This window comes from Methylorubrum rhodinum, assembly GCF_014199935.1.
Taxonomy (GTDB): domain Bacteria; phylum Pseudomonadota; class Alphaproteobacteria; order Rhizobiales; family Beijerinckiaceae; genus Methylobacterium; species Methylobacterium rhodinum.
Map to the genome: position 1 here is coordinate 57,330 of NZ_JACHOP010000026.1, position 18,039 is coordinate 75,368.

The 18,039-nt window shown below is 69.5% G+C and carries 7 protein-coding genes; all 7 read right to left on the reverse strand.

What is annotated here, in order from left to right; translation table 11 throughout:
* Positions 1-83: 83 nt before the first annotated feature.
* Positions 84-2,438: a 1,4-alpha-glucan branching protein GlgB gene (glgB, locus tag HNR00_RS21665; protein ID WP_183572961.1), complete on the reverse strand. Its 2,355-nt coding sequence runs from the start codon at positions 2,436-2,438 to the stop codon at positions 84-86.
* Between the two features lie 162 nt (positions 2,439-2,600).
* Entirely contained in the window at positions 2,601-5,867 is a 3,267-nt protein-coding gene (gene treS / locus HNR00_RS21670) for a maltose alpha-D-glucosyltransferase (protein ID WP_183572963.1), read from the reverse strand.
* A gap of 134 nt (positions 5,868-6,001) precedes the next feature.
* The gene (locus HNR00_RS21675) at positions 6,002-9,391 is read right to left on the reverse strand and encodes a maltotransferase domain-containing protein (RefSeq protein WP_183572965.1); all 3,390 of its coding nucleotides are present in this window, start codon (positions 9,389-9,391) and stop codon (positions 6,002-6,004) included.
* Between the two features lie 62 nt (positions 9,392-9,453).
* Complete coding sequence (locus tag HNR00_RS21680) at positions 9,454-14,358, reverse strand: malto-oligosyltrehalose synthase (RefSeq protein ID WP_312886100.1); 4,905 nt, start codon at positions 14,356-14,358, stop codon at positions 9,454-9,456.
* An 11-nt stretch (positions 14,359-14,369) separates the two neighbouring features.
* Positions 14,370-16,175 carry a malto-oligosyltrehalose trehalohydrolase gene (gene treZ / locus HNR00_RS21685; RefSeq protein WP_183572969.1) on the reverse strand — a complete coding sequence of 602 codons (1,806 nt, stop codon included), beginning with the start codon at positions 16,173-16,175 and terminating at the stop codon, positions 14,370-14,372.
* A 245-nt stretch (positions 16,176-16,420) separates the two neighbouring features.
* Complete coding sequence (locus HNR00_RS21690; RefSeq protein ID WP_183572971.1) at positions 16,421-16,900, reverse strand: DUF2852 domain-containing protein; 480 nt, start codon at positions 16,898-16,900, stop codon at positions 16,421-16,423.
* A gap of 247 nt (positions 16,901-17,147) precedes the next feature.
* Positions 17,148-17,774, reverse strand: coding sequence for a TetR/AcrR family transcriptional regulator (locus HNR00_RS21695; RefSeq protein ID WP_183572973.1), 627 nt, complete (start codon positions 17,772-17,774; stop codon positions 17,148-17,150).
* Between the last annotated feature and the right edge of the window lie 265 nt (positions 17,775-18,039).

The window sequence follows — 18,039 nt, forward strand, 5'->3', positions numbered from 1 at the left end:
GTACGATAGCGCACGGTGACGTGAAAAGATTCGGACGTGAACAGGACCGGGACCGCGGCGCCGCGGTCCCGGAGAGCGCCGGATCAGCCCTCGCGCACGAGGATGAGCGTCGCCAGCGGCGGCAGGGTCAGGCGCAGCGAATGGGGCTGCCCGTGGCTCGCCTCGGCCTCCGACTGGACCCCGCCCATGTTGCCGACGTTGGAGCCGCCGTAGCGCTCGGCGTCGGAGTTGATCGCCTCGCGGTACCAGCCGCCCGTCGGCACGCCGACGCGGTAGCCCTCGCGCGGCACGGGGGTGAAGTTCGAGACCACGATAACGACCTCGCCGTCAGACTTGCCCTTGCGGGCCCAGGCGATGACCGAGTTGTCGGAATCGTCCGCCACCAGCCACTGGAATCCGCCGGGCTCGACGTCGCGGGCGTAGAGCGCCGGGGTGCTGGTGTAGACGTGGTTGAGGTCGCGGATCAGGTCCTTCACGCCGCCGTGGAGCTTGTCCTCCAAGAGGTGCCAGTCGAGCGACTGGTTGTGGTTCCACTCGCGCTCCTGTCCGAACTCGCCGCCCATGAACAGCAGTTTCTTGCCGGGGTGCCCCCACATGAAACCGAAATAGGCGCGGAGATTCGCGAATTTCTGCCAGCGGTCGCCGGGCATCTTGCCGAGCAGCGAGCCCTTCCCGTGCACGACCTCGTCGTGGGAGAGCGGCAGCACGAAGTTTTCCGAGAAGGCGTAGAGCAGCCCGAAGGTCAGGTTGTGGTGGTGGTAGCGCCGATGGATCGGGTCCTCGGACATGAACTTCAGGGTGTCGTGCATCCACCCCATGTTCCACTTGAAGCCGAAGCCGAGACCGCCCGTATAGGTCGGATGCGAGACGCCGGGCCATGAGGTGGACTCTTCCGCCACCGTGATGGTGCCGGGCGCGTGGCTGTAGGTCGCCTCGTTGGTCTTGCGCAGGAAGTTGATGGCGTCGAGGTTCTCGTTGCCGCCGTACTGGTTCGGGATCCACTCGCCCGCGCGGCGCGAATAGTCGAGGTAGAGCATCGAGGCGACGGCATCCACGCGCAGGCCGTCGAGATGGTAGTGCTCCAGCCAGAACCGGGCGTTGGCGGCGAGGAAGGCCGAGACCTCGTCACGGCCGAAATTGTAGATGTAGGTGCCCCAATCCTGATGGAAGCCCTGGCGCGGGTCGGCATGCTCGTAGAGATGGGTGCCGTCGAACAGGCCGAAGCCGTGGGCGTCGAGGGGGAAGTGGCCCGGCACCCAGTCGAGCAGGATGCCGATGCCGGCCTCGTGCGCGGCATCGACGAAGGCGCAGAAGTCTTCCGGCGTGCCGAAGCGGCTCGTCGGCGCGAACAGCGAGACCGGCTGATAGCCCCAGGAGCCGTCGAACGGGTACTCGGTGATCGGCAGCAGCTCGATATGGGTGAAGCCGAGTTCCTTGACGTAGGGGATCAGCCGCTCGGACAGTTCCTTGTAAGTGAGGTAGCGGTTGCCCTCGCCGGGCACGCGGGCCCACGAGCCGAGATGGACCTCGTAGACCGACATGGCGGCATGGCGCGGGTCGGCCTTGCCGCGGGCCTCCATCCAGGCCTTGTCCTGCCAGGACGCCTCGCCGAGGCCGTGCAGGACCGAGGCCGTCTGCGGCGGGTGCTGGGCGCGGAAGGCGAGCGGGTCGGCCTTCAGCGGCTGCAGGGCGCCGTCGGGGCCGCGGATCTCGAACTTGTAGTTCTGGCCGGCGACGAGGCCGGGGACGAACAGCTCCCACACGCCGCCACTGCGCCACAGGCGCATCGGGTGACGGCGCCCGTCCCACTCGTTGAAGTCGCCGACCACGCTGACGCGGCGCGCATTCGGCGCCCAGACGGCGAAGCGGTAGCCGTCGATGCCGTCGAGCGTCCCGGCATGGGCGCCGAGCACGCGGTAGACGAGGTTGCTGCCGACCTGGCGCAACCCGTCGATCTCGTGCTGCTCCAGCGAGGGGCCGAAGCCGTAGGGGTCGTGGCGGCGGACGGTCGAGCCGTCCCACAGATCGATCTCGATCTCGTAGAGCGGGCGGCCCTCGCCCTTGACGCTGGCGACGTAGAACCCGTCCGGATGGACGCGCTCGAACGGCAGGCTCTGGCCGCCGGTGATCAGCCGGGCGCCCTTGGCCTCGGGCAGGATCGCGCGGACCTCCCAGGCGCCGGGGCCGACCTGATGGGGGCCGAGCACGCCGAAGGCATCGCCGTGGTCGGCCGACATCACCGCGGCAAGGGCCTCGGGGGAGAGCGCGGTGTCGCGGGACTGGGAGACCGGGCGGCCGACGCGCGGCGCGGCCTGGTCGCCCGCAAGCGAATCCGTGGGCCGGGGCGTTTGAGCCTCGACCGAGCCTGACCTGTTCGGGACGTCGGCGGCCGTGCGGCCCTCGTTCGAGGCTGCTGCCTTGTCGTCCAGAGCCGTCATCCAGTCACCTCTTCCGATGCGTCGTGTGGGGCCGCTTCGATACGACAACGAGCCGGGGCGCTTCGTGCTCCGCCCCGATCGCCGCCGATTGCGTTCGTCGCTCTTTGCGTTTTCTTGGGCCGGACCGCCGCGGCGCGGGCTCGGCCCGCGCGCGGAAAACAATCAGGCCGACGCGCGGTCGCGCTTGGCCTCGTCCAGCATGTTGAGAACCCCCCGTGCCGGGATTTCGATCCAATCCGGCCGGTTGTTGACCTCGTAATCGACCTCGTAGAGCGCCTTGGTCAGCAGGCTCAGGCGCAGCAGACGGCTTTGCGTCTCGGCATCCTCCACCGCCGCCGGGCTCCCGGCGACCGCCTGGCCGTAGCCGTCGAGGAACGCTGCATCGATCATGCCGCGCCACGCGATCGACGCGTTGCGGGCCCGCTCCTCGCTGTCGCCGAAGCGGGCGGCGATCTCGCGCACCACCGTCTCGGCGCCGTAGGCGAAGGAGCGGAGCATGCCGGCCACGTCCCGCAGCGGCGTCGACTTGGCGCGGCGCTGCTCGACGGGGCGGGAGGGCTCGCCCTCGAAATCGACGATGATGAGATCGCCCTCCGAGGCCAGCACCTGGCCGAGATGGTAGTCGCCGTGGATGCGGGTCTTGGTGGCGCCCCGCAGCGGGCCGGAGGCGAGCGAGGCGATCAGCGCCTCGACCTCGCCGCGGCGGGAGGCCAGGGCCTGGGCGGCCGAGCCCGGCGACCACGCCGTGATCGCGTCGAGGCCGCGGAAGGCGCGGCTCGCCTGATGGCGGGCGTCGTCGGCGAGCGCCTTGAGGTCGTCCTCGGTGAGCGGCTCGACCGCGAAGGCCGCGTCCTCGGTCGGCGTCGCGAAGGCCTTGTGCAGCTCCGCCGTGCGCTGCCCGAGCAGGATCGCCCAGCGCAGGTGCGAGGCGAACGCCTCCTCCGGGCTCGGCGCCTCGCTCTCCGGGGCGAGCACGACGGTGTCGAAATCGCGCCGCAGGCCCTCCAGCATCAGCGTCCAGGCATCGCCCTGGTTGAGGACGAACTTTTGCAGCAGCGCGAGCGCCGTGCGGGTGCCGTCCTCGGCGACATGTTCGACCACGCCGAGCAGCGCCGGGGTGTTGGCGAAGTGGGCTTCCTCGGTGAGGAAGCGGCCGATCTCGATCTCCGGATGGGTGCCCGGCTGGAGACGCCGCAAGAGCTTGAGCATCATCCGGGCGCCGATGGCGATGGAGGTGTTGCTCTGCTCCGCCGAGAGGCGGCGCACGTCGGAGGCCTCGAACCGCACCTCCGGGTCGTAGGCCGAGGTGGTCGAGAACACGATCTTTCCGCGCTCTGAGGGAATCGTCGCGCCGTCGCGCATCGCCTCGATCAGGGCGACGGCGAAAGGCGCGGCGGCGGCGGCCTCGTAGAGCAGGCCGGTGCGCGGTCCGCGGCGCACGCGCGCCACCGCGTGGTCGAGCAGAGCCTCGTCCTCGCGGCCCTCGTCGACGGCGAGCGGCACGAAGTAATCCTGGCGCTCGCCGTTGGCGAGCGTCACGGCCACCCGCGGCAGCAGGAACTTGCCCTCGCCGGAGCCGTCCTTGACGATGGCGCTGTCGTCGACCTGCACCCCCTTGATGCGCGAGCCCTTGGCGCCGAACCAGCGGCGCGAGTTGATGAAGGCCGGGGCGACCGTGCGCTCGAAGGCGATGCGCTCGCGGCCCCTGATCAGGGTCTCGACGCCGCCGGTCAGAACCAGCGTGAACAGCTCCGGGGTCGCGGGCTGCGGACCGATCTCACCCGTGTTCGCCGCCGAGAGCGAGAACCAGTAGAAGCCGTAGGCCGGCAGCGTCAGCAGGTAGGGCAACTCGCCGATGGCCGGGAACTGGCTGCCGCCGGTGAGCTCCACCGGGATCGCCCCACGCAGGTCCGAAAGATCGAGCTGCACGGCCTGCGGCGCCCGCGAGAGGTTCGCCACGCACAGGATGCGCTCGCCCTCGTGCTCACGCAGCCACGCCAGCACCTTGCGGTTGGTGGGGTAGAGGAACTGGATCGCGCCGCGTCCCAGCGCGACCGAGTTGTTGCGGATCGCGATCATGCGCCGCGTCCAGTTGAGCAAGCTGGTCTGCGCCTGGGTCTGCGCCTCGACGTTGATCGCGTCGTAGCCGTAGATCGGGTCCTGGATCGCGGGCAGGAACAGGCGCTGCGGGTTGGCCCGGGAGAAGCCGCCGTTGCGGTCGGGCGACCACTGCATCGGCGTGCGCACGCCGTCGCGGTCGCCGAGATAGATGTTGTCGCCCATGCCGATCTCGTCGCCGTAATAGAGCACCGGCGTGCCGGGCATCGACAGGACGAGGGATTTCATCAGCTCGATCTTGCGCCGGTCGTTCTCCAGCAGCGGCGCGAGGCGGCGGCGGATGCCGAGATTGATGCGGGCGCGCCGCTCGGCGGCGTAGAACGACCAGAGGTAATCACGCTCCTCGGCCGTGACCATTTCGAGCGTCAGCTCGTCGTGGTTGCGCAGGAAGATCGCCCATTGGCAGCCCTCCGGGATTTCCGGGGTCTGGCGCATGATGTCGGTGATCGGGTGCCGGTCCTCGCGGGCGATCGCCATGTACATGCGGGGCATCAGCGGGAAGTGGAACGCCATGTGGCATTCGTCGCCGTCGCCGAAATACTGTGCGGTCTCCTCCGGCCACTGGTTGGCTTCCGCCAGCAGCATCCGGTCGGGATAGCTCTCGTCGAGCGCCGCACGAATCGCCTTGATGACGTCGTGGGTCTCCTTGAGGTTCTCGCAGTTCGTGCCGTCGCGCTCGATCAGGTAGGGGATCGCGTCGAGGCGAAGCCCGTCGACGCCCATGTCGAGCCAGTAGCGCATGGTCTCGATGACAGCTTCGAGCACCTTCGGGTTGTCGAAGTTGAGGTCGGGCTGGTGGCTATAGAAGCGGTGCCAGAAATACTGCTTGGCGACCGGGTCCCAGGTCCAGTTCGAGGCTTCCGTGTCGAGGAAGATGATGCGGGTGTCGCCGTAGGGCTCGTCGGTGTCCGACCAGACGTAGAAGTCGCGCTCCGGTGAGCCGGGAGGCGCCTCGCGGGCGCGCTGGAACCACGGGTGCTGGTCGCTCGTGTGGTTGATGACGAGCTCGGTGATGACGCGCAGGCCGCGCTCGTGCGCCGCCGCCACGAAGGCGCGGAAATCCTCCATCGTCCCGTAGGACGGGTTGATGTCGCGGTAATCGGCGATGTCGTAGCCGTCGTCGCGCAGGGGCGAGGGATAGAACGGCATCAGCCAGATCGCCGTGACGCCGAGGTCGCGGACATAGTCGAGCTTCTGGGTCAGGCCCTCGAAGTCGCCGATCCCGTCATTGGTCGAGTCGAAGAACGACTTGACGTGGATCTGGTAGATGATGGCGTCACGGTACCACTGCGGATCGCTGCGATCGATCATCGCGTCGCTGCCTCACATCACATCGAGAGCGGGGCCGGCCCCCAGGGTGCCGGAGAGCGAGCCTGCTGGGCCCGCTTCTTGGCGAGAACGCGACGGAGACGCCGCATTCCGCCCGGTGTAACAGCGCGGCGGGCTCAGACAACCCGGCGCGGGCGCAGGCGCCAGACGATCGCCGAGCGCTCGGCGGGGTCGAGCGCGATGCGGTGGCTCTTGCCGTACAGCTCGAACTTGTAGCCGAGCAGCAGATCCTCGACCTCGACCGCCCCGTCGTCGGGCAGGCCGAACAGCCAGAGCGGCACGTCGTAGGTGCATTCCTGGCGGTTCTTCGGGTCGAGATTGACCATCACGAAAACGCAATTGTCCCGCTCGGGCGTGACCTTGGCGTAGGCGATGATGTTCTCGTTGTGGGCCCCGGTAAAATGGATGTTCCGGAAGTCCCACAGCGCCGGGTTGTCGCGCCGGGCCTGGTTCAGTTTGATGATGTGGTCGCGGATGTTGCCGGGGCGGTGGTAGTCCCACGCCTTCAGCTCGTATTTCTCAGAGTCGAGATACTCTTCCTTGCCCGGATAGGGCGCGGCCTCGCACAGTTCGAAGCCGTTGTAGATGCCGTAGACCGACGACAGGGTCGCCGCGAGCGTCGCCCGCACGATGAAGCCCGGCCGGCCGCTGGTTTGCAGGTAGTACGGGTTGATGTCCGGCGTGTTGGCGAAGAAATTGGGGCGGTAGTACTCGCCCATCTCGCCGGCGAGTTCGAGGGCGTACTCGGTCAGCTCCGCCTTCGTGTTGCGCCACGTGAAGTAGGTGTAGCTCTGCTGGTAGCCGGCTTTCGCCAGCTTCTTCATCATCTTCGGCCGGGTGAAGGCCTCGGCGAGGAAGATTGCGTCGGGATACTGAGCGTTCACCTCGCGCAGCATCCACTCCCAGAACGGGATCGGCTTGGTGTGCGGGTTGTCGACCCGGAAGATGCGGGCGCCGTGGGCGCACCAGCCGAGCACGATGTCGCGCAACTCGATCCAGAGCGAGGGCAGCGCGCCGCCGTAGAAGGTGACGTTGGAGATGTCCTCGTACTTCTTCGGCGGGTTCTCGGCGAATTTCAGCGTGCCGTCGGGCCGCCACTCGAACCATTCGGGATGGTTCTTGATCCAGGGGTGATCGGGCGAGCACTGGATCGCTAAGTCGATCGCGACCTCCATGCCGTGGGCGTGGCTCGCCGCGACGAGCTGGCGGAAATCCTCCAGCGTGCCGAGTTCGGGGTGCACGGCCTCGTGGCCGCCCTCCTCCGAGCCGACCGCGTAGACCGAGCCGACATCGCCCTCCAACGCCTTGAGGGTGTTGTTCTTGCCCTTGCGGTTGGTCTTCCCAATCGGGTGGATCGGCGTGAAGTAGAGCACGTCGAAGCCGAGTTCGCGGATCTCGGGCAGGCGCGCGATCACGTCCTTGAAGGTGCCGTGGCGGTTGGGATCGCCCGATTGCGAGCGCGGGAAGATTTCGTACCAAGCGGAGAAGCGGGCGGCCAACCGGTCGGCGATGACCGGCACGTTCACCGGATAGCGCGAGGCGTTCACCCGCTCCGCGTTGCGGCGGATCAGGGCGGTCGCCTCGGGCGCCAGGATCTTTTCGAGGATCGCGGGCGAGCCCTCGGGCTCGGCGGCGAGCGCGGCGATCAGGGCCTTGAGCCGCTCCTTGTCGCGGCCTTCCGCGAGATCGGCGGCAATCTGGACGAGTTCGACGCCCTCGATCATCTCCAGCCGCACGTCCACGCCCGCGTCGCGCTTCTTCAACGTGTCGCGCATCCACGACGAGAAGGCGTCGCGCCATGCCTCGACCGTGAACTCGTAGCGGGCGTTCCTCTCCAGCGGGAAATGCCCGGCCCAGCGGTCGTTGTCGACGAACACCATCGGGTCGCGGCGCCAAGATGCTTCGCCCCCGTCCTCGCCGACGACGCGGGAGAGAATGGCGGCGGCGATGATCTCGTGGCCGTCTGAGAAGATGTCGGCCTCGACCCGCACCTGCTCGCCGACGACCCGCTTGACCGCCGAGCGGCCCCCGTCGATCTCCGGGCTCACCGCCTCGATGACGACGCGGCCCTGGCCGTCGGGCGTGGTCGAGGGCGGGGGGGCGGCGACCTTGGCGCGCTCGGCGACGAGAATGCGCCATTCGCCCGGTGCCAGGTCGATGCTGGCGCCCGGATGGAAGGCGATCGGCTCGGCCTCCGGCGTGCGGTCCACGAAGGGGCCGAGCAGGCCGCCGGTGCGCGCGATCAGCGCGCCGGCCTCGACGGGCGCGGGCGTCTCGCCGGGATTGTAGAGCACAAGGGTCGCCGAGTTGGCGGACGCCGCGTGGCCGGTATCGGTGCGGAACAGGGCGACGAAGGGCGCGTCGGGGGCCGAGAGGCGCATCTGCGCGCCCTCGACATTGGCCGCCGGCACCTCGGCCTTCAGGGCGTTGATCGCCGCGATGGTGCCGGAGAGGTCGATGCCGGTCTCGTGCTCGCGCGCGCCGGGGTTGGTCTCGACCACGTGCAGGGCGCGGCGGTAGCCCCATTCGTAGCCGATCGGCATCAGCACGCCGGCCGAGAAGAAGGCGGCGAGCGCGTAGCGCGCCTTGAGCCGCGCCGCGACCGCGTCGGGCCCGCCGGGGATGTCGGCGGCGAGCCGGGCCATGTCGTGGTTCTCGGGGAAGGCGATGGAGGGGGCCACCACCCGCAGGCGCTCGTATTGTTCGAGGGCCCAGGGCGCCTTGAGGTTCCACCACGCGAAGGAGTTGAACAGGTAGTCGAAGCCTGCGCCCGCCGTCGCCTGCGCCTCCTCGAAGGTGCAGCCCAGCGTCTCGGCGGCGAACAGCGTCTCCGGCTCGCGGCCCTTGGCGGCCTCGATCAGGGCGCGCCAGACGTCCGGCGGCACCTTGTAGGCGGCGTCGCAGCGGAAGCCGCGCACGCCGAGCTTCTGCAGCTTGGCGATGTAGCCGTCGAAGATGCGCGTCAGCTCGTGGCGGGCGTGCTCGGAATGATAGTCGAGTTCGATCAGGTCGCCCCAGACCGTGCGCTTGCTCGGATCGTCGGGATCGATCGCCGCCGGGCTCACCGGCTTGCCCTCACTATCGCGCACGAACAGGTCCGGGCGCTCGTGGAACAGGCGGGCGTTGTCGGCGGTGTGGTTGATGACGAGGTCGCTCATCACGCCGATGCCGTGCGCCTCCGCCGCCTTGCAGAAGCGGGCGATCTGCTCGTCGTCGGGCGTCCCGTCGGAATCGCGGAACCGCTCGTCGAGCCGGTCGAGGTCGGCCACCGCGTAGAGGCTCTTCGAGCCGCCGGTCTGGTGGAACGGGTTGAGGTAGATCCAGTCGAACCCGAGCCCACTGATCCGCGGCAACTCGGCGGTCCAGGCCGAGACCGTGCCGACGAGGAGCGGGAACAGGTTGTAGATGCGCGGCCCCTCGGCGCGGGGGGCGAAGGCGGCGGGAAGCGCCACGGTTCCCGCGTCGGTCCGCGTCGCGGGCGTCACGGCGGTGTTCGGTGCGTTCATTCTCGCCTCCGTCTTCTGGCTCGGGCGTTTGCAGCAGGTTCAGGTCGTGGGAGGACGGGCCGTCAGGCGGCCCGTCGCAGCACCAGATAGGGCAGCCGGGCGAAGTGCCGACCGAGATCGAGCCGGCCGTCACCCGCCTCGACGGTCTCGCCGCCGATCACGTCGGTCCAGCGGCTGCCCGCGGGCACCGCCAGCGTCGTTCCGGCGAAGGCCTTGCCGTCCCAGGTTCCGTCGGGCGTCAGGCGAGCGATGAGACGCGGCACCGCCACGACCAGATCGTCCTCGCCGGAGGTCGCCGCCGAGCGGGTGAAGGCGATGACGTGCTCGGCGCGTTCGCCTTCCGCGGCGAGAGGCCGGTAATCGGCATCCGCATAGAAGGCTGGGCGCGCCGCGCGGTCGGTGAGCAGCCGGGCGAGTGTGGCCTGCTTGACCCGTCCGTCGGCCCAGGAGGCCATCACGTCGGCGGGCGCCCTGCCCTCTTCGAGAGCCTGGGCGCGGGCCTCGTAATCGACCGGGCGGCGGTTGTCGGGATCGACGAACGAGAAGTCCCAGAACTCCGTGCCCTGATAGGTGTCGGGGATGCCGGGCAGGGTGCATTTCAGGACCGTGCGGCCCAGACCCGCGATCATGCCGAGATAGGCGAGCCGCCGGGCGAAGGGCCGCAGCCGCGCGAGGCAGTCGGAGCCCGGCTTGACCAGTTCGGCGAACAGCGCGTGGACCGCGCCCTCGTAGGCCTCGTCGACGTTGACCCAGCTCGACCGGCGCTTGCCCTCGCGCAGAGCCTTCTCGGCATAGGCGTCGAGGCGCTTGCGGAAATCCTCGATCTCGCCCGCGTCGTCGCCCTCCAGAAGCTCCAGCGGCCACGCGCCGAGGATGGCTTGGAGGAACATCCACTGGTCGTTGGCGTCGGGCGCGGCCTCGCCCTCGACGCTGCGGATGTGCGGGGTGGAGGCGCGCCGCCACGTGTCCCAGGCCCGCGCCCAATCCTCCGGCAGCTCGGACAGGGCGAGCTGGCGCGAGCGGGCGTCCTCGCCGCGCTTGGTGTCGTGGGTGGCCGTGGTGATCATCGCGTTCGGCCAGTCGCGGGCCCGCGCGGCCTGGAGCGCGTGGAAATGCTCGCGGTCGATGCCGTACTCGCCGGGGTCGCCGCCGACCTCGTTGAGCGCCAGCAACTCGACGAAGCGGTAGAACAGCGTGTCTTCCAGGCTCTTGGCCATCACCGGTCCGGTGAGCTGCTGGAACCGGCGACGGTAGCGCAGCACCACGCCCGGATCCGGCTGGCCGGCGCCGCCGACCTCGATCCGGCCGAGCAGCGCGTCGGCGGCGAAATCATGCACCGAGCGGTCCGGCAGGGCGCTCCAGCGCTTGGCCTTGCGCACCGCGCCCTCGATCAGTTCGACGTCCTCGTCCTCGATCTCGCTCTCGTCGAGATCGCCCGGCAGGTAGGAGCGGTAGACGGGAAAACGCGCCACGATCTCGATCAGGGCACGACGGATGGCGTTGGTGGAGAAGTCGCGGGTGCGCCGGTCGGCGTCGGCGATCTGCTTGAGGTCGCCGGTCATCACCTCGAGTTCGGAGGCGAAGCTGATCTCGAGGATCTCGGCCTTGGCGGCGCGGAACTGGAAGCCGTAGGGCTCGTCCACCTCCGTCGCCCACTGGTAGAACTTTTCGATTCTCGGCTTCAGGCCCTGATCGACCAAGATGCCGTCGAGCTGGTTCAGCACGTCGTAGCCGGTGGTGCCGGCGACCGGCCAGTCGCGCAGCTTCTCGCCGGGCTCCAAAATCTTCTCGACCACGATGTAGAAGCCGGGGCCGACCACGGCCTGGAGCGCGCGGGCGTATCCCAGCGGATCGGCCAAGCCGTCGATGTGATCGATGCGCAGACCGTCGATGCGGCCCTCGCGGATCAGGCGAAACAGCAGGTCGTGCGACTTCTGGAACACATCCGACAGCTCGACGCGGAGACCCGCGAGCGAGTTCACGTCGAAGAAGCGGCGGTAGTTGATGTCGCTCGACGCGATCCGCCAATGGGCGAGGCGATAGCTCTGCTGCTCCAGCAGCCGGTGCAGCGGCCCGAAGGAATCGGGATAGTCGCGGTTGCCGTTCAGCAGATGCAGCGCCCGGTCGATCGCCGCCGCGATCTGCGGCGAGGCGCGAACGGCGGCCGCCAGATCGCGCTTCAAGGCTTCCGCCGCCTCCGGCATGGTGCGGCGGCGCTCACGCGCCGTCTCCTCGCCCATGGCGCGCAGCTGCTCGGAGATCTTGAGCACCTCCGCCGACATGTCGTCGCCGATCTCGCCGAGCGCGGCCAGCGCCCGGTTGAGGATCGTCGGGTAATGCAGAGGGCAGATCGGGAACTGGTGCTCGTAGTGCCAGACGCTGAAGGCGCCCGCCGGCTCGTCGAACCGCAGTTCCAGCGTGCCCTTCTCCAGGGCCTCGCCGTAGCGCTCGCCGAGGAAGGGGATGACGAGCTTGCCGTTGGCGCCGAGCCGCTCCCAATCGATGTCGTAGGCGTTGGCCTCCGGCGACAGGCCGCCCCATTCGAGAACCGAGAGCCACCACGGATTGTCGGCCCCGCCGACGCCCATGTGGTTCGGGACGATGTCGAGCAGGAGCTTCAAGCCATGCGCGTGCATCGCGTCGGTGAAACTCCGAAAACCCTCCTCGCCGCCGATCTCCGGGTTGATCTGCGAGTGATCGACGATGTCGTAGCCGTGGGTCGAGCCCGGCCGCGCCCGCTGCAACGGCGAGGCGTAGACGTGGCTGACGCCGAGCTTGGCCAGATACGGAACGATCTTCTCGGCATCCGCGAAGGTGAAGCCTTCGTGGAATTGCAGGCGGTAGGTCGCCCGCGGCGGGGCCGAGGCGAGGCGCGCCGCACCCGAGCGCGGTCCGCGCGCCTCGGCCGAGAGCGCCGAGGCGAGCTTGGCGAGCGGCCCGCCGGGAGCGGCGATGTCGGCGAGATCCCGGTCGAGCTTGCGCCGCCAATTCGGATAGCCCTCGGTCGAGCCCGGCACGTTGGCCTGGGACAGCTCGCCGACCACGTCCTCGTACTGGACGGCCGTCAGGATCGAGGGGGCGCGGGCGAGGTAGCGCGCGGCGGCTTCCAGCGGCGCGTGCTCCGGCGGTTCGGCGCTCGGCAGGAGTTGCTGCGAGGCCAGCGCCTCCGAGAGGCGCCAGCGCTCGGTGACGCGCTCCAGGCGCTCGGCCTCGGCCCGCTCGGCGTCGTAGAGGCCGAGCGACTGGCGCGTGTCGGTGTCGACGCCCCGCCACCAGCCGACGAAGGTCGGCAGGTCGTGGGTGGTGATCGCGGTGAGCGCGTCCTTCGGGTAGGCGTCCGGCGCCTTGAAGGCCCCGCCCTGCTCGCGCTCAAAGGCGAGGATGCGGTAGCTCAGAATCCCGGAGGCCATCAGGGCATCGGAAAAACCCTCCGGTGCCGTGCCGAGATCCTCGGCGATGACGAGGCACTTGGCGCGGTGACTCTCCAGCCGCAGCACCGCGAGCATCGGCTCGAACGGCATCGCCACATAAGCGCCCTCGCGCGCCGACTTGCCGAGCGGGATCAGGAACAGCCGGGCGAGCTGGAAGGCGTGGTCGATGCGGATCGCGCCGGCATGGCGCATGTTGGCCTTCACCAGCGCGCGGAAGGCCTTGAGGCCGTCGCGCTCCATCTCCAGCGGATCGAAGGCGGGCAGGCCCCAATCCTGGCCCTTGGGGGCCAGGAGGTCCGGCGGCGCGCCGATGGAGACGCCGTTGGCGAAGCGCTCGGGGTGAGACCAGATCTCGGAGCCGCCGCGATCCGCGCCCACCGCGAGGTCGCGGTAGAGGCCGAGCCGCATGCCGGTCTCCAAGGCGATCTCGGATGAGGCCTTGAGCTGCCCGTCGGCGAGGTATTGCAGGAAGACGTGGTAACTGACGCGGTCGGCGTGCTCCCGCGCGAAGGCTCTGACGGATTCCGTCCCCGCGCGGCGATACTCTTCCGGCCAGTCGCCGAGCCAGTGGGCGCCTTGCTGGCGAAAGTGCTCGGACAGCGCGTCGAAGATCGCGTGCGATTCGAGGTTCTCGCCGCCCTCCTCGCGGAAGGCCGTGAAGGCGCCATCCTCGCCGCGCCGGGCCGCCGAATCGGCCCAGTAGGCTTCGAGAACCGGGCTCAGCACCTCCCAGACGCCGGCGTGATCGACGAGCGCGGTGTCGCGCAGCGACTCGATGCGGGCGCGGTGGGTCTCCAGAATTTTTGCCGCGCGGCTCTCCGCAAAACCCGGCAGGGCGCCGGGCTCGATGTAGAGCGTTTCGAGAAACAGCCGCGAGGACGGCGAGTAGGGCGAAATCTTCGCCCGGTCGCTCGGGAACAGGGCGTGCGCCGGGCTGAGGCCCAGGAACGAGGCGCCGCGCAGGCCCGCATCGCGGGCGGCCCGGCCGGCGTCGGCATAGGTGCCGATGCCGAGATTGGCCGGCGAGCGCAGGCCGTAGAGCTGGGTCGCGAGGCCCCAATCGCGGGCGCCGTCCTCGGCATAGGCGCGCGGGCGCCAGCAGCGCTGCGGCGCGGCGACGACCCAGGTGTTGGCCCTCGCGTCACCGAAGGCGACGGTGAGGCGGTGATAGCCCGGCGTCAGCGGCGGCAGGTCGAAGCCGGCGCCCTCAGGACCCGGCGTCAGCGCCGCGCGGCCCTCGCGGGCGCGGTCGTGCTCGTCCACCAGCCGCCACGCCACCGTGCCGGAGGTCTCGTTCGTCCGAAGCGGCACGCGCAGTCCGCGGCGCGCCTCGGCGGCCAGCAGCGGCGGGGCAAGGCCCGCGCGAACCGCCTCGACGGCCTCCAGGCTGCGGGCGATCTGCGCATCGTCGCCGGCCGGGAAACCGAGGGCTTCGAGCATCCCGCGGCGGGCCTCTAACGGGGTATCGACCCGCTGGCCGAAGGCGTCGGTGAAGCCGTCGGCGATGCCGACGAGGGAAGCGAGGGTTTCGATCACGTCGCGTCCGCTCACTTCACGTCACCGAGGAGAAAAAGGCCGCCCCAGGCGGCGAGCTGGCCGCTCTGGCGCGAATAGCCCTGCGACCAGATCATCTGACCGCCCGAGACATCCACCGCGTGGTCGTCGTCGCCGAAGTTGGCCACGAAGCGCAGCGACCCGCCCTCGTAGCGCCACGTCACGTCGATCACCCCCGGCGCCGATAGATCCGTGGTCGCGCCGCGATAGGCGGTCTTGGTCAGCGGCACGACGTTCTGGTGGCGGATCTGGAGCAGGTTGCGGGTGTCGGCCCAGACCGCGCGGTGCGGCTCGCGCTCGGCCTCGTCCCAGTCGATCTTCGAATCCGTGAAGGTTTTTTCTTCCGTCGGATCGGGAATGACGGAGGTGTCGTCGGCGAAGGCCGCAAAGCTCTTGAACTCGCGGCGGCGCCCCTCGCGCACCGCCTTGTTCAGCTCCTCGTCCGGGGCGAAGTCCACGAAGAACAGGAACGGGGCCGAGGCCGACCATTCCTCGCCCATCCACAGCATCGGGATCTGCGGCGCGAGCAGCAGCCCGGCCCGCGCGAGCGCCAGTTTCGAAGGGTCGGCGAGATGGCTCAGCCGCTCGCCGAGCGCCCGGTTGCCGACCTGATCGTGGTTCTGGAGGAAGGTGACGAAGGCCGAGGGCGGCAGGTGGGCCGAGGGCTCGCCGCGGGGATGGTTGTCGAGGGTCGGGAACGGCTCGCCCTGATAGGCGAAGCCCTCGGCGAGGCTGCGGGCGAGATGCTCGACCGGTCGGTCGGCGAAGCTCGCGTAATAGCCGGCCTCCTCGCCCGTCAGCAGCACATGCCAGCCGTGATGCAGGTCGTCGGCCCATTGCGCGGTATGGAGGACCGGCTTGGCCGACCCGTCGCGCTCCAGCCACGAGGCTTGGTTCGCCTCGTTCTCGAGGATCAGGTGGACGTGCCGGTCCGGCAGGGTCTTGCGGATGGTCTCGGCGAGTTCGGCCAGGAAGTGCTTGTCCGAATCGTCGAGGATGGCGTGGACGGCGTCGAAGCGGATGCCGTCGAAATGGTATTCCTCCAGCCAGTACAGTGCGTTCTCGATGAAGTAGTCCCGGACGACGCGGCCGGACTCCTTGCCGTCGAAATTGATGCCGGCGCCCCACGGCGTCTGGTGACGCTCGGTGAAGAAGGTCTTGGCGTAGGAGTGGAGGTAATTCCCGGCCGGGCCGAAATGGTTGTAGACGCAATCGATCAGCACCATCAGGCCCTTGGCGTGGGCGGTGTCGATCAGGCGCTTCAGCTCGTCCGGGCGACCGTAGGCGGAGTCCGGCGCGTAGGGCAGTACGCCGTCGTAGCCCCAGTTGCGGGTGCCCTTGAAGTCGGCGAGCGGCAACAATTCGATCGCCGTAATGCCGAGATCGATCAGGTCGTCCAGGCGCTGTTCCAGGCCGGCATAGGTGCCCTCCGGGGTCGCGGCGCCGACATGCACCTCGTAGACGACGGCCTCTTCCCACGGGCGGCCCTTCCAGTCCGCGTCGGTCCAGTCGAAGGCGGCGGGGTCGATCACCTCGGACAGGCCCGAGACGTCCTCGGGCTGGAAGCGCGAGGCGGGGTCGGGCACCACGAGGTCGCCATTGATGCGAAAACCGTAGCGGGCGCCGGCCTTCACGCCGGGCACGGTGGCGACGCGCCAGCCCTCGCCGGCCTCGGGGATCGGATGGTCCGTCCCGTCGATCACCAGGGTCACGTCGTCGGCGGTGGGGGCCCAGAGGGCGAACCGCACTCCGTCCTCGGCCGCTTCGCTGCCGAACCGCATCGCATGGGCGCGCCGCATCAGGCCACCGCTCTCCGCTGGAAGGTCAAGGGTCGTGTCGGCCCGGCGGGCGGTCCTCGGTCTCACAAGGCGCCGCGCCACAGCTTGTTCCCCGCAGCCGCAGTTATGGCGGTCCGGGCCTGCGGCAACCGTGCAGGGCGGGGGAATCGCTGCACTGCACGCAAAATGACCCGGACATGCGAAGGGCGCCCCACGGTTTCCGGTGGAGCGCCCCTTTCAGGATCGCAGTTTCGGTGGGCGAGGGTTCAAGCCTCGATGGTCGGGCCACCGCCCTCGGAGCGGCGCTTGGCCATGAAGGCGTCGAACTGCTCGCGGTCCTTGGCCCGCTTCAACTCCTCGACGAACTCGGCGAAGGCCCGGCTTTCCTCCTGAAGCGCACGGCGGCGGGCCTCCAGGCGCTCCAGCTCGGCCCGGCGGTACTCCTCGAACGCCCAGTTGCCGCTGGCGGCGGGGCCGAAGCCGGTGTTGCTCTTGGCGGTCTCGAAGGCGCGGGCGAAGCGCGACTGGCCGTCACGGCTGCCCATGCTCCACGAGCCGGAGCGGGCGAACTCGCGCATCTGGTCTAGCGCCGGGTAGCCGGCGATCTTCCAGGCCACGTAGGCGACCGCCACCGGCCAGACATAGATGAAGCTCACGACGATGGCGCCGATCTCGATCGAGCGCTTCGGAAACGGGCCGCTGCGCGACGCGCCGCAGGACCAGGGAGAGGTAGAGGACGTGTTCACGGCTGAGGGCTCCGGGGTGTGAATGTGAACAACATTCACATGCGGGGCCGCCCGCGTGGTTTCAAGGGGCGATCGTCGAGAGCCGTCGTTCGAAGAACGATTGCGCCTTGTGCCGGGCGTGAAGAGCGCAGCGGGCCTCGGCGTCAGCCGAGGCCGTCTGGCGCAGCGAGACGCCCGAGGTCGCGGATGCGGCCGCCGGCGCTTGAGGCCGACAAAACAGGGAAAAGGCCGAGGAACTCGCCCTGAATCAGGGCGTGCTCCTTGGCCTCTCGCCGGCGCCGTGCACCAGGGCCAGCACGCCGGCGCGCAGGAGTTCGTACTTGTCCGGGCCGCCCTTCGGCAGTTGGCCCGCCGCCGAGAGCGTGGCGATGCCGTGCGACAGCGCCCAGACTTCGAGGGCCAGGAAGCGCGGATCGACGCCGTTGAAGCCCTCGGGGAAGGTCGCGTTCAGGGCCTCGACCAGAAGGTCGAACGGGTTCGGCCGGTCTGGCACGGGCGCCGGGGCGGCGGCACCCCGCACCTCGAAGATCGCCGCGTAGTAGCCCGGCTCCTCTTCGGCGAAGGCGAGATAGGCCTCGCCCATGCGGGTGAAGCGCTCCAGCGGCGTGCCGCGGCCGGTCAGCGCCCGCGCCAGCCGCTCGGCCAAATCCGAGAAGCCGCGGCCGGCGACCTCTTCGAGCAGGGCCTCGCGTCCGCGGAAATGGCGGTAGAGGGCGGCGGGCGTCACGCCCACGAGGCGGGCCGCATCGACCAGCGTGAAGCCGCCGATGCCGCGCTCGGCGATGAAGCGGCGCGCGGCCTCGATCAGCGCCTCCTTGAGGTTGCCGTGGTGGTAGCTGCGCCGGTCGCCCGGTCCCTCGCGCCAGGGTCGCACCCCGTATCCTCCTCGCCGACGCCGCCCGCGTCCGATCCGCTCATCGGGTGACGCGCGAGCCGGCCCCCGGTTTCGGCGGGATCGCGCGAAAGCGCCTTTTCTCGCGACTCGGGCGGCGAGTCGATGTCTTGCATGCCACGCCTGCGTCATTCCGGGGCCGCGCCGCGGAGCCCGGAATTGTCTGTTGGGGCTCTGCTAGAAAGAGGCTGTCCCGCAGCCGCGGGGTGCCTGGTCCGGGTGGCCACCCGGACCAGGCGCGGGGCGC

Coding starts and splice junctions, on each gene's coding strand:
- glgB (WP_183572961.1), bottom strand. CDS start 2,438: ATGACGGCTCTGGACGACAAGGCAGCAGCCTCGAACGAGGGCCGCACG.
- treS (WP_183572963.1), bottom strand. CDS start 5,867: ATGATCGATCGCAGCGATCCGCAGTGGTACCGTGACGCCATCATCTAC.
- HNR00_RS21675 (WP_183572965.1), bottom strand. CDS start 9,391: ATGAACGCACCGAACACCGCCGTGACGCCCGCGACGCGGACCGACGCG.
- treZ (WP_183572969.1), bottom strand. CDS start 16,175: ATGCGGCGCGCCCATGCGATGCGGTTCGGCAGCGAAGCGGCCGAGGAC.